Source organism: Pseudoalteromonas fenneropenaei (genome assembly GCF_042643375.1).
Lineage (GTDB): Bacteria > Pseudomonadota > Gammaproteobacteria > Enterobacterales > Alteromonadaceae > Pseudoalteromonas > Pseudoalteromonas fenneropenaei.
The window spans coordinates 1-12,724 of the sequence record NZ_JBHRSD010000011.1; the positions used below are offsets into that span (position 1 = coordinate 1).

At 45.8% G+C, this 12,724-nt stretch carries 12 protein-coding genes; 5 read left to right on the top strand and 7 right to left on the bottom strand.

The genetic code is table 11. The features are described from left to right. Window positions 1–144: 144 nt before the first annotated feature. Both ACFOEE_RS05845 and ACFOEE_RS05850 read right to left on the bottom strand, forming a co-directional pair. A complete protein-coding gene (locus ACFOEE_RS05845) occupies window positions 145–453 on the bottom strand; it encodes a hypothetical protein (protein WP_377121880.1) in 309 nt (102 codons plus the stop codon). After that, window positions 446–667, bottom strand: a complete 222-nt coding sequence (locus ACFOEE_RS05850) for a hypothetical protein (protein WP_377121882.1) — start codon at window positions 665–667, stop codon at window positions 446–448. Before ACFOEE_RS05850 ends, ACFOEE_RS05845 begins: the two co-directional genes overlap by 8 nt. Window positions 668–806: 139 nt before the next feature. On the opposite strand from ACFOEE_RS05850, the gene tsaA reads away from it, so the two are divergent. From tsaA to ACFOEE_RS05875, 5 genes are all read left to right on the top strand, one after another. Beyond that, the gene (gene tsaA, locus ACFOEE_RS05855) at window positions 807–1,514 is read left to right on the top strand and encodes a tRNA (N6-threonylcarbamoyladenosine(37)-N6)-methyltransferase TrmO (protein ID WP_377121884.1); all 708 of its coding nucleotides are present in this window, start codon (window positions 807–809) and stop codon (window positions 1,512–1,514) included. 236 nt (window positions 1,515–1,750) lie between these two features. Beyond that, complete coding sequence (locus ACFOEE_RS05860; protein WP_377121886.1) at window positions 1,751–3,952, top strand: M4 family metallopeptidase; 2,202 nt, start codon at window positions 1,751–1,753, stop codon at window positions 3,950–3,952. 52 nt (window positions 3,953–4,004) lie between these two features. After that, window positions 4,005–5,846, top strand: a complete 1,842-nt coding sequence (locus ACFOEE_RS05865) for a M28 family metallopeptidase (RefSeq protein WP_377122918.1) — start codon at window positions 4,005–4,007, stop codon at window positions 5,844–5,846. 250 nt (window positions 5,847–6,096) lie between these two features. Further along, window positions 6,097–7,821, top strand: coding sequence for a proline--tRNA ligase (locus tag ACFOEE_RS05870; RefSeq protein ID WP_377122919.1), 1,725 nt, complete (start codon window positions 6,097–6,099; stop codon window positions 7,819–7,821). Between the two features lie 112 nt (window positions 7,822–7,933). Continuing rightward, complete coding sequence (locus ACFOEE_RS05875) at window positions 7,934–8,737, top strand: UDP-2,3-diacylglucosamine diphosphatase (protein WP_377121888.1); 804 nt, start codon at window positions 7,934–7,936, stop codon at window positions 8,735–8,737. Between the two features lie 47 nt (window positions 8,738–8,784). Here the strand turns inward: ACFOEE_RS05875 and ACFOEE_RS05880 are convergent, their stop codons facing one another. The 5 genes from ACFOEE_RS05880 to ACFOEE_RS05900 all read right to left on the bottom strand — a co-directional run bounded on the left by ACFOEE_RS05880 (window position 8,785) and on the right by ACFOEE_RS05900 (window position 12,722). After that, window positions 8,785–10,044 carry a sensor histidine kinase gene (locus ACFOEE_RS05880; protein WP_377121890.1) on the bottom strand — a complete coding sequence of 420 codons (1,260 nt, stop codon included), beginning with the start codon at window positions 10,042–10,044 and terminating at the stop codon, window positions 8,785–8,787. A gap of 28 nt (window positions 10,045–10,072) precedes the next feature. Then, window positions 10,073–10,771, bottom strand: coding sequence for a response regulator transcription factor (locus ACFOEE_RS05885; protein WP_377121892.1), 699 nt, complete (start codon window positions 10,769–10,771; stop codon window positions 10,073–10,075). Beyond that, entirely contained in the window at window positions 10,772–11,017 is a 246-nt protein-coding gene (locus ACFOEE_RS05890) for a hypothetical protein (RefSeq protein ID WP_377121894.1), read from the bottom strand. It lies immediately after the preceding gene. A 39-nt stretch (window positions 11,018–11,056) separates the two neighbouring features. Then, window positions 11,057–12,208: a DJ-1/PfpI family protein gene (locus ACFOEE_RS05895; RefSeq protein ID WP_377121896.1), complete on the bottom strand. Its 1,152-nt coding sequence runs from the start codon at window positions 12,206–12,208 to the stop codon at window positions 11,057–11,059. Between the two features lie 148 nt (window positions 12,209–12,356). Beyond that, window positions 12,357–12,722 (bottom strand): VOC family protein, encoded by a 366-nt coding sequence (locus ACFOEE_RS05900; protein WP_377121898.1) that lies wholly within the window; start codon window positions 12,720–12,722, stop codon window positions 12,357–12,359. Window positions 12,723–12,724 lie beyond the last annotated feature (2 nt).

Below are 12,724 nucleotides of genomic sequence, written 5' to 3' on the forward strand. Positions count from 1 at the left end.
GTTTTGTCTTTAAGCATGGTGAACTCTCGATACTCACTGTGCTTATTAGATCAAAGGGCTAGATCTGTGTCTAGCCCTTTTTCAACAGTCTGTAAGGCCACTTCGGTGGCCTTTTTTTGTTGAAGCTGCGTCCCTGCAAACTTCTTAACAGGAGTAGGTGTGGAGCACACTTTTAGCGAGTTCAAACAAGGTTGTTTGCACTAAAATCTTCGAACGCTCCTGATTTATAGCAAGTTCATTAGAGAAATGGCTTAGCACTTGCTTGATATGATTTGCTAATTCAGCTTCAAACTGTTTCGGTGCTATGCTGCCTGTCGCAACCAAAGCCATAGTCTGCTGTAGCATGGCTTGCTCTGACAGCAACGCCCGTTTTAGTGCGGCACGGACAGCATCTGATTGCTGTGCTGCAGTCCGGCTGAGTATACTAGCGATGTGTTTTTCGAAATCAGACATAGGTAATTACGGCATAATCACTTTGCGGTTTCTGATCACTCATTTGCTCGCAATTACTCGCCAAAGCAGCGTTATAGTTTAATAATGGTGTTGCGCAGTGGCGGCTATCCAGCCAATGTTTAAAACTTTGCGCACGCGCACCAACAATCTCAGTATCCACTGCGGCGCGACGCCAACTAACATCTGGGGTCAGGTTAGTAGTCAATGTTTTCATGTCTTTGACCTAAGTGACAACAACGCCACCCAGCATAGCCAAGGTAATAATTTAAGGGAATTACAGGCCATTACACTTGGCTGTTATCAGGTGAGCGGTTAAAATCGGCGTTTCTTTCAAGGCAACGCAGAAACCTCCTATGGATGCTTATCAACTTCACCCAATTGGCTATATTCGCTCGCCCTACAAACAAAAGTTTGCAATACCCCGACAACCAAGGTTAGTGCCAGATGCCAAAGCGAGATTGGAGTTTTGCCAAGAGTTTTGCCGGCCCGATTTTGTCCGCGGCATAGAAGATTTTTCACATCTTTGGCTGCTATTCCGTTTTCATGAAACAGCTGATAAAGGGTATTCTGCGTTAGTTAGACCCCCGCGCTTAGGGGGTAATGAAAGAAAAGGCGTATTTGCTACCCGTGCCACATTTCGCCCCAATGGCATCGGCATGAGCGCAGTTAAGCTTGAAGGTGTAGAATATAAGCAAGGTAAATTAGCGCTCTTACTATCTGGTATAGACCTACTTGATGGCACCCCCATTCTAGATATCAAGCCTTATTTGCCCTACTCTGACTCGCTACCTGATGCCAGTGCCGGATTTGCAGACACCCGCCCAGAAACTGAAATGACAGTGAGCTTTTCTGAACAAGCTGAACAACAGCTACACGCACTACCTCAATACGAGCAAATGAAAAATTTTATCTCCCAAGTGTTAAAACAAGATCCTCGTCCTGCCTATAAAGCACAAAAGGAAGCAAGTCAAAGCTATGGGATGAGTTTAGATGACTTTAACATCAAATGGACGGTTGACGGTCTGCATAATCACGTAACGGAAATAAAACAGCAAAAATAATGTATTAATTTGCGCCAAAGCGTATTAATAACTTTACATTTACAATTTCAGTAGCGTATATTTTAATCAATAAGGTGATATATTTCAATATCTTGAAAATTTTGTTTATTAATTGTGAAATAAATGTTTGCTTTTTGATTTTTTGATCTAGGCTGAATGACGTACCCAGCGCGGTACGTCGAAGGCATTTCCCTCTAATTGAGCGATGCCAAGTCAATATCAAGGAGTCTATCTAGATGAAACTTTCAAAAATAACAATCGCAACACTGGCTGGTTTGGTTATCCAAGCTGGCGCTGTTCAAGCTGCAGAGAAGAAATATTTAAACATACAGCCTGAGCTACAAAACCTAACAGCGTCTGGTATGACAGTCGCGACGGCTAATACCAATAAGAAAAGTCTGATCGGTTTAAGTGCTAGTGATGACCTAGTAGAAGTAAAAGCCTACCCACAAGCGGATGGTAGTACAGCATACCGCTTCCAACAGCATTACAAAAATTTGCCCGTGATCGGTGACACTGTAAACCTAACAATAACCGCTAATGGCGCTTTAAAACGCGCGCACGGTGCTGCAGTATACAAAATCGAACATGACCTACCTAGCGTAAAACCTTTGCTCAAAGAGCACCAAGTGTTTGCCGCAGCACTAAAAGCAAAAAATCTAGCCTCTGCTAAAGCGGTTTCTGCAGAGCAAATACACAATAAGTCACAGCGTTTAGCGGTATGGTTGGATGACAACTCTAAAGCGCGCCTTGTTTATGAAGTTACTTTTGTTACCTACGGTGACGAGCCAAGCCGTCCATATATGATAATTGATGCAAATTCTGGCGAAGTGCTCTATGAGCTGGAAAACCTCCAACATGCGAATGCAACAGGTCCAGGTGGTAATACCAAAACGGGTCAATATCAGTATGGTACAGATTTCGGCTACCTTGACGTGGCTCAATCTGGTAACACTTGTACTATGGAAAATACCAATGTCCGTACCATTAACCTAAACCACGGCACCAGTGGCACAACGGCATTTAGTTTTACCTGTCCAGAAAATACAGTGAAGCAAATTAATGGCGCTTATTCGCCATTAAATGACGCGCATTACTTCGGTAATGTGGTGTTCAACATGTATAACGATTGGATTGGTACTGCACCATTATCATTCCAGCTGAAAATGCGCGTGCATTACAGCAACAACTATGAAAACGCCTTCTGGGACGGTAGCGCGATGACCTTTGGTGACGGTGCTAACACTTTCTATCCATTAGTCAGCCTAGATGTATCAGCACACGAAGTAAGCCATGGTTTCACTGAACAAAACTCTGGTTTAGTGTACAGCGGCAAATCAGGCGGCTTGAACGAAGCGTTTTCAGATATGGCAGGTGAAGCAGCTGAGTTCTATATGAAAGGTTCAAATGACTGGTTAGTCGGTCAAGAAATCTTCAAGAGCAATGGTGCGCTACGTTACATGGATGACCCAACGAAAGATGGCCGTTCGATTGGTCACCAATCGAACTACACCAGTGGTATGGACGTTCACTATAGCTCAGGTGTATTCAACAAAGCTTTTTATACGCTAGCAAATAAACCAGGTTGGGATACCAAAAAAGCGTTCCAAATTATGGCGCGTGCTAACCAGCTCTACTGGACAGCTAGCACTAACTGGGATTTAGCGGGTAACGGTGTGATGGACGCCGCGTGCGACCTGAACTTTAACGTAGATGACGTACAAGCAGCCTTGGCTGTAGTGGGTGTCACGTCAAACCTGTCATCAGGTTCAACGTGTGGTACTACACCACCACCACCGCCAGTTGATACACCATTAACGAATGGCGTGCCTTACACTGGTATCAGTGGTGCGGCGAAAGAGCAAAAATTCTTTACGCTTGATGTACCAAGCGGTGCGACTAACTTGAACTTTGCAACCTCAGGTGGTTCTGGTGATGCTGATCTTTACGTTAAATTTGGTAGCCGTCCAAGTTTAGATGTTTCTGATTGTAAGAGCACTAACTCGAGCAGCACTGAAAGCTGTGCTATCAGTAACGTTCAAACTGGTAAGTACTATGTCATGGTAGAAGCTTGGAACCAAATTTCAGGTGTAAGCCTCACTGGTAGCTACACAACTGGTGGCGATCCAGGTACTGATCCAATCAACCGCACTGAAAGCAATGTGAGCGTTGCACGCAACGGCTGGACTCGTTTCACTCAAGATTTAGCAGCAGGTTACTCTAACCTGACAGTGACAATCTCTGGCGGCACAGGTGATGCAGATTTGTATGTGAATTTTGGTTCACAATCAACCACCACAAGCTACCTATGTCGCCCTTACAAAAATGGTAACAGCGAAACTTGCACTTTCACTAACCCACAAGCAGGCACTTGGTATATTGACCTACGCGGTTACTCTGCAGCCAGCGGTGTAACACTCAATATCTCTGCCAACTAAGCAGCAATTTAAATCAGGGAGCCTAGTGCTCCCTTTTTTTTGGAAAGTCATGATGAAAATAAATTCAATACTTCTCGCCATCACGGCCTTTAGCAGTGCATCGGCTTTAGCAGATGCACCAAAAATCTGGATAACCACCGACGCCCAAGCAGCGCAACATTTTAAACTACAACAGAACATCAAAGGCCAAGCGTTTAAGTTATTGCCGGGCGGGCCTGCCAATATCGCGATTATGCATATGGATGCCGCTCAAGATACTGAACTGAGTGGTTTTATGCATGATAACTACCATCGCTGTGGGGGTTTTGTACGCCACGACTCACAGCTTGAGGCCGAAGCCTATCTTGCGCAGCTCAGTCATGCAGCCGCAAATCAACTTGTCGCAACCTACACTATTGATAATGCTGCAAAAGTCAATGCGATGATAGCGACTATCGACACTCAGTCGCTAGAAAATACCGTTAATTCATTAACCGCTTATCACAACCGCTATTACACGCAGCAAACCGGCATCGACGCGGCAAATTGGGTCAAATCAAGATGGTCGCAAATCGCGTCAAGCCGCACTGATATTAGTGTGACTGAATACGCTCACTCTTGGGGCCAACCATCCGTTATTGCCACTATTCAAGGTGCTGAAAAGGCATCCGAAATTGTCATCATTGGTGGCCACCTTGACTCAATTAATCAGTCCAGTCCAACGACCGGTCGCGCTCCAGGTGCTGACGATAACGCTTCGGGTATTTCGGTATTAACCGAAGCACTGCAAGCGATTGTTGACACCAATTATAAACCACAGCGCACCATTCAAATCATCGGCTATGCGGCAGAAGAAGTTGGTTTACGCGGCTCCAAAGCCATTGCGGAAGCGTATAAAGCAGCCGGTAAACAAGTGGTTGGCGTCACTCAATTTGATATGACTGGCCGCCATGGCACTGCCACACAAGATATTGTGATGATGACCGATTACACCAACGCGGCACAAAATCAATTTTTGCAGCAGTTAATTGAGACTTACCTGCCATCCGTTACCTACGGTTATGATCAATGTGGCTATGGTTGTTCTGATCATGCTTCTTGGTATCAGCAAGGTTACCCAGCCTCAATGCCGTTTGAATCTCGTATGGGTGATATTAACCGCAGCATTCACACCACCAATGATACAAGCTACGATTCCAGCCACGCCGCGAAATTCGCCAAACTCGCGGTTGCGTTTGTGGCGGAGATGGGCAAAAACGCTGGCGATGTTCCACCTCCTATCGATAATACACTGGAAAATGGCGTACCGGTAACAGGACTGACTGCCAACGCTAAAGAGCAGCTGGTTTATACTTTGGAGGTGCCAGCAGGTGTGACCAATTTGCAGTTTAACACCAACGGTGGCAGCGGCGATGCAGATCTCTACGTGAAGTTTGGTCAACCGCCGACACTTCAAAGCTATGACTGTAAGAGCACCAACTCAAACAGCACTGAGCAATGTGCTATCGGCTCTGTTCAAGCGGGCACTTATTATGTGATGGTCGAGGCATGGAACAGCATTCAAAATGTGACGTTAGTCGGCCAATATCAAGCGGGCAATCCAGATACGCCAACGCCAATCAACCAGACAGAAAATAACCTCAGCGTGGCAAAAAACAGCTGGCTAAAACGTCAAGTGCAACTGGGGGCTGGTTATCAAAGTCTGACTGTGACCATTTCTGGTGGGACTGGCGATGCTGATCTATACGTAAAACAAGGCAGTGACGTAACGACCAGCAATTACGATTGTCGTCCGTATAAAAACGGCAATGCAGAAACTTGTACCTTCACAGCACCTGCGGCTGGCACTTGGTACATAGGTTTACAGGGCTATCAAGCCGCAAGTGGTGTGACCTTGTCTATCCAAGCGCAATAGTCGTTCAAGTCAGAATAACTGCACGAAGCGGTTATTCTGACATTTCCCCCGAGAAAAGCCGTAAAATCCCCTTTTAAACGTAAACTAGCGCTTTTGCTCTGCACAACGCACTGCTAAACTACGGCTCTATTTATCCCTAACGTTAATACGGGTAATGAGGTGAATGAGTGGCTTTTATGGCGCTTCACTCACTATTTTCCCTAAAGCCGATTGGGATTACAGCTGCAATTCGAACAATAACGGAAATAACATGCGTACTAGTCAATATCTTCTTGCGACTTTAAAAGAAACGCCTTCAGATGCTGAGGTGATTAGCCATCAGTTGATGCTGCGCGCTGGGATGATCCGCAAACTGGCTTCTGGCCTTTACACTTGGCTGCCGTCAGGCTTAAAAACGCTACGTAAAGTAGAAGCGATCGTGCGTGACGAAATGAACAAAGCAGGTGCCATTGAGGTACTGATGCCCGTTATGCAGCCCGCGGATCTTTGGCAAGAATCTGGCCGTTGGGAACAATTCGGCCCAGAACTATTACGCATTGCTGACCGTCATGACCGCCCTTTCGCACTTGGTCCTACACATGAAGAAGTGATCACGGACTTAGTACGACGTGAAATTAGCAGTTATAAGCAACTGCCAATCAACCTTTACCAAGTACAAACCAAAGTGCGTGACGAAGTTCGTCCGCGTTTTGGTGTAATGCGTGCGCGTGAATTCCTGATGAAAGACGCCTATTCATTCCACTTAAGTGATGAATGTTTAAGTGCCACTTATCAACGTATGCACAAAGCCTATTGCAATATTTTTGACCGTTTAGGCTTAGACTATCGCCCAGTTATCGCTGATACCGGTTCAATTGGCGGAAGCGTATCGCACGAATTCCACGTGTTGGCTGAGTCAGGTGAAGATGCGATTGCTTTTAGTGATGCCAGCGACTACGCCGCCAATATCGAAAAAGCAGAGGCGTTAGCTCCGAATATTGAGCGCCCAGCGCCAACGCAAGCGTTGACGCGTTTTGCTACACCCAATGCAAAGACCATTGCCGAGCTTCACGAGCAACACCAAATTGCACCAACGCAAAGCGTAAAAACCTTAATTGTTTACGGTGCGGCAGACGAAGCAGGTAAACGTGGGTTAGTTGCATTGGTACTACGTGGCGACCATGAACTGAATGAGTTAAAAGCAGACAAACATCCGCTAGTATTTGCACCATTAGAAATGGCTAAAGAAGAAGACATTCTTGCTGTGGTTGGTGCTCGTGCAGGTTCAATTGGCCCAGTAGGCTTAACTATTCCAGTGCTAGTTGACCGCAGTGCGGCGGTGATGGCGGATTTCGTTGCGGGTGCCAATACTGATGGCGAGCACTACAGTGGGATCAACTGGGAGCGTGATGTCACTGGTTACCAAGTTGTTGACCTGCGTAATGTGGTTGAAGGCGACCCAAGCCCATGTGGCAAAGGCACGCTACAAATCAAACGCGGTATTGAAGTTGGTCATATTTTCCAACTTGGCACTAAGTATTCAGAAGCGATGAAAGCGGCTGTACTAGGTGAAAATGGCAAAAACCAAACTATGACCATGGGTTGTTACGGTGTTGGTGTGTCGCGTATCGTGGCTGCTGCGATTGAACAAAACAATGACAAGTTTGGCATCATTTGGCCTACTAGCATTGCGCCGTTTGAATTGGCTATCGTGCCGATGAACATGCACAAGTCTCACCGCATTCCAGAGGTTGCTGAGAAACTTTACAGCGATTTCCAAGCTGCGGGTATCGACGTGCTATTCGATGATCGTAAAGAGCGCCCAGGTGTGATGTTTAACGACATGGAATTGATAGGTATTCCTTACACCTTAGTAATTGGTGAGCGTAACCTAGATAACAATCAGGTTGAGCTGAAAAACCGTCGTACTGGCGAAGCCACTTTACTTTCCATTGACGAAGCTGTGGCAACTATCGTTGCCGCAATTAAAGGCTAAGTTACCTAGAAGGCGGCGTTAAGCCGCCTTGTCATGTTTTGTTCTTCATTTTGTCTAAGATTTGTCATTTGCTTTTTGTACGGTAGACACTATTACACCGGAGACAAAGGCAATGCCTGAAAAAACACGCTACTACCCAACAATCTGGTTATCTGATATTCATCTCGGTTACAAGGACTGCAAAGCCGACTTTCTGCTTAATTTTTTAGCCAGTACACGTTGTGACAATCTTTATCTGGTGGGTGATATCGTCGACTTATGGTCTTTAAAGCGCCAATTTTTTTGGCACAGCAGCCACTATCAGGTACTCGAAGCAATCCAACAAAAAGTCCGTGAAGGCACCAAAGTAGTATATATCCCTGGTAATCATGATGAAACCTTCCGTAACTATGCCGATCAGTGGTTAATGGGTGTTGCCGTAAAACGCAGCTATATCCACACCACGCAACAAGGTAAAAAGCTCTTGCTGGTACATGGTGATGACTTCGATTCCGTAACACGCTACAACCGCTTGATCAGTTGGGTTGGTGATGTCGGCTATGATTTCCTGTTGTTCCTCAATCGTTGGAGCAACCGTTTGCGTCGCCCTTTCGGTGGTCGTTACTGGTCTTTAGCCTCTTGGCTGAAAAACCGCGTTCATAAAGCCCAAGCCGCTATCGCTGCCTTTGAACACGCCGCGGTACGCGAGGCTAAACGCCAAGGTTTAGATGGTATTGTGTGTGGCCATATTCACCAACCAGCCATTAAAGTGATAGATAACATTTTATATTGCAATGATGGCGATTGGATTGAGAACTGCACTGCGCTGGTTGAACACAGCGGCGGCCAAATTGCATTATTACATTGGTCGGACGTTAAGAAGGTGCTACATATTGAAAAAGCACCAAGCGTTGCCAAAACACCTGAAGCGGCTTAGGCATAGATATAAATTGTACGACTTGAATGGCATGATTGCAGCGCCAATTAAGCGGTTACGGCGGTTATCGCAATGCGAAAACAAGTACCTGCCGAATGGGTGTCTAACGTGAGTGGCAAATTAAGCCTCTCACAAACCCGTTTTACAATCGCTAAACCAAGTCCTGAGCCATTGCTTTCTGGACCTTTTATGCCGGCACAAAACACGTCGGGCAAGAGTTCAGCGGCAATCCCTGACCCTTCATCATTCACCAGCAAACAGCCATGTTGATAGGCAACTGTCACAGTACCTTGCTTAGTATGAGTAAAGGCATTCTGAATGAGGTTGCTAAGTAATAAGGTCAATACAGCTTCACTAATTTTTAGCTGTAAATTCCTATCTATATTGATGTTTAACTCAATTGGCTTATTGCCGATAAGACTCACATATTGCAGCACCACACGTTCAACCACAGGCAACACGCGAGTGGCGCTTAAACTATGGTTTTCTTCCCGCGCCAGTACCATTAGCCCAGCAATACTTTGATTCATTTGCTGCGCAGCTAAACGCAGACGCGCGACATAGTCTGCTTGCACATCGCTTAACTTGGTTTGTTCAAGTAAACTCAGTGCGCCTTCACTCACCGCCAGCGGTGTACGCAGCTCATGAGAGACTTCACGGGTAAAAGCTTGCTCACGTTGCACAAATGCTTGGATGCGATTCAGCGCATCTTGCAAGGCGCTCGCAAACGAACCGATTTCATCTTGCTGGAATTGACTAGCAAAATTATTCGGCAACTGTTCGACCGGTGCCTCATTAATGATAGCCATGAGTTTATCGAGCGGCAGCAGTAGCCGTTTAGCCAGCGCCAATGACATCAAAGCCAGCACCAGCGCCACTAGGAGCATCACCGCCAGCATGACTACATAAGTGCCAAGCATAGCTCCTTTAAACTCTCGCACCACTAAATGCGTACTCACATCCGCCACCAAAAACCCTGTTTCTAGTTTGAGTAAGTGAAAATGCTCACCGTGATTACCTGAAAATTCAATTCGGTTTGGTTCTTCAGCCAATGTGGTGCGAATAACGTCAGGCAACGCCTGCTCGCTCGGGTAATAACGAATAAAATCAAGTTTAGGGTGCGGCTGTAGGCCTTTTTCCAATTGCGCAGAAATGTGTTGTCGCTCATCTCGTAGCAACAATTCAAACAAAGTGTCTTCTATTATATAGGCAAACAACAAGCTCATTGCTGCAAATAGCACACTGACCAATAAAGCAATACTGGCAAAATAGGCAATTACCTTATTACGGATCTGGCGAGTATTCACAAGCGTGTCCTTGGTTGTAGTTCTTGTATCACGCCCTTATCTCAAGCGCAAAGCCAATACCATGAATGGTTTTGATCACTGGGGTTGCAAAGGGTTTATCTATCACCTGACGCAATTGATAAATATGACTGCGGAGGGCATCAGAGTCCGTTTGCTCATCGCCCCATATGCGCTCCATTAATTCACTGCGCGTAATAGCACGGGGATGATTTTCCATTAAAATTTGCACAATTCTAAAGGCGATGGGCGTCAGCTCCAACATCACTTCTGCTCGCATCACCTGCTGGGTTTGGGTATTTAAGCTCAGCCGCCTTTCACCAGTGCCGATAACTAAGGTTTGTGCACGATGCAATAAATGGCGTTTAGCTAATGCTTGGCATCTGACATACAGCTCATCAAACGCAAAAGGTTTACACAAATAATCGTCGGCCCCACTGGCAAACCCTTGTAGCTTATCATCCAAGCCATCGCGAGCGGTTAACATAAGCACCGGAATATGGCGGTTAGCTTGCGCTCTGAGTTGCTGACAAACTGCCAGCCCATCCAGTTTTGGTAAGCCTAAATCTAACACCACGCAATCATAAAACTGTGTAAGTAGTAATTGCAGTGCCAGCTTACCGTCGCAGGCAAAATCCAGCGTCACGTTTTTATCAGCGAAATAACTTTCCAGATTGCGACATAAGGCTGGATTGTCTTCAACGATAAGCAGTTTTAGCGCGGCGCTCACTTACAACCACCCGAGCAAACGCTGATAATATCCTGCTGGCAAAATATGCTCTCCTTCGATTTCGATGTGCTGTTTGTCTTGTGTCGCAAGCTGATGATACAGAGCGAGGTTATCGTCTTTACTGACATATTCATCATTTGCGGCCGTAACTAACCAAACCGACGGCGTTTGAATATACTGCGCTGCGTTCCTGGGTGCAACCACTGCCGTTTTATCATCTAAGTGCGGTGGCGAAATTGCAAGCACACGCTCAACACGACTATCAACAATGGCTTACACCGATATTCATTTTGCTGCCACTTTAGCCTGTAATGCAGCGAGTTCAGTCGATTCAGGGAAACGCTTCACCGCACTTGCTAATACTTGTTGGGCACTTGCTTTATCGCCCAATCTTAATTGCGCCTCAGCTAATCCTTGGGTCAACATAGGGTGATTCACCTGTGCATCGGTTTCTTGCATAAGTGCAATTGCAACGCTGAGCTGATGCTCCGTTTTTGCATGTTGTGCTTGGTAAAAACCCAACATCGCCATCAACATAGTATCGTAAGCTTTGGGGTCATTGCGGTAAGTGCTAATCGCAAGGTTGATGTCTTTAAAAAATTGCTCGCTCAGTAAAATGGTTGCATCGTCTTGAAACACTGGCTCTGCCTGTACTTTTCCTGTTAGCTGCTTGACCACCGCTTTTGCGGCATCTGTGGTTGAAAACGGGTTTTGACCTGTGATGAGATTGCCATCTACCACGACCTGATTAAGCATCAAACCATCTTGCTCAAAACGGGCACCATTTTTTATCAATTGTGATTGCAGTTGAAATGGGAACTTGGCAGCCCATGTTTTACTAAATGCTTGCTCTTCTAGCTCAGTAAAACCCGTAACATGCTTACCTTTAATGAGGTAACTACCATCACTGAGTTTCACTTCAGTTAATGCTGCAGGGCCATGACAAACCGCAGCAACAACCTGATCGCGCTCATATACATCACGAATAATCGCCTGTAACTCAGTATTATCAGCAAGGTCAAACATTGGGCCTTTGCCACCGACCACAAATACCGCGTCATAGTCACTGGCTTGGATGGTTTTAAACGGCTTGGTATGTTTAAGTGCATACATGGCGTTTTCATCTTGCAATACTGCCGCGTTGTAAGACTTGTCGCGATTAAATTCGTCCGCGATTGGCTTACCGCCATGAGGGGAAGCAATTGTGACTTTTATGCCATTGTGTTTAAAAACCAAATAAGCCTTACTAAACTCATCAAATTCATAACCGGGCTGAATGAGCTTTTGTTCACTATCATGCTTGCCGTACCCGCTTAAAATCATGAGCACTTGGGCGCTTGCGGATTGTTGTCCTGTGTTTTTTTCAGCGGCGATAGTGAGGCTCGATACAGATATCGATGCCAATAAAACTGTGGCTGGTAATAAAATCGCTCTCATTTTGCTCTCCTGTTGCTTAGTAAGGAGAAAGTTAGCAAAGTGAATGTGAAAAAGTCGTGAAGGTGAACAGTGAGGCTAAAAAACAGCGCGACATACAACTTATGGATATCGCGCTGTGTTGACTCACTAGGATTCGTTTAGGGTGTGCCTAATTTTTTGCGGTACGATTTTCTGACCATACCGCAAATTCATTGCCACTCGGCTCAGTAAAATGAAAACGGCAACCACCGGGAAAATCAAACAAGGCTTTATTGATAAGACCACCATGCGCCGCCACTTTTGCCAAGGTTGCATTGATATCCGCACTGTAAAATACCAACAGCGCCCCGCCCTGTTCACTTTTACAGGCTAAATCCGCACGGTAAAAACCACCATCTAAACCTTGCTCGGCAAAGGCAGTATAGTCTGGGCCGTAATCAACAAATTGCCAGTTGAACACAGCGCTAAAAAAACTTTTTGTCGCTGCCAAATCGTATGCCGCAAACTCGACGTAATTTAATTTTTCGTGTTGCATTG

Excerpts from the sequence above, each read along its gene's own strand:
- ACFOEE_RS05845 (WP_377121880.1), bottom strand. The coding sequence starts at position 453 with ATGTCTGATTTCGAAAAACACATCGCTAGTATACTCAGCCGGACTGCA.
- ACFOEE_RS05850 (WP_377121882.1), bottom strand. The coding sequence starts at position 667 with ATGAAAACATTGACTACTAACCTGACCCCAGATGTTAGTTGGCGTCGC.
- tsaA (WP_377121884.1), top strand. The coding sequence starts at position 807 with ATGGATGCTTATCAACTTCACCCAATTGGCTATATTCGCTCGCCCTAC.
- ACFOEE_RS05860 (WP_377121886.1), top strand. The coding sequence starts at position 1,751 with ATGAAACTTTCAAAAATAACAATCGCAACACTGGCTGGTTTGGTTATC.
- ACFOEE_RS05865 (WP_377122918.1), top strand. The coding sequence starts at position 4,005 with ATGAAAATAAATTCAATACTTCTCGCCATCACGGCCTTTAGCAGTGCA.
- ACFOEE_RS05870 (WP_377122919.1), top strand. The coding sequence starts at position 6,097 with ATGCGTACTAGTCAATATCTTCTTGCGACTTTAAAAGAAACGCCTTCA.
- ACFOEE_RS05875 (WP_377121888.1), top strand. The coding sequence starts at position 7,934 with ATGCCTGAAAAAACACGCTACTACCCAACAATCTGGTTATCTGATATT.
- ACFOEE_RS05895 (WP_377121896.1), bottom strand. The coding sequence starts at position 12,208 with ATGAGAGCGATTTTATTACCAGCCACAGTTTTATTGGCATCGATATCT.
- ACFOEE_RS05900 (WP_377121898.1), bottom strand. The coding sequence starts at position 12,722 with ATGCAACACGAAAAATTAAATTACGTCGAGTTTGCGGCATACGATTTG.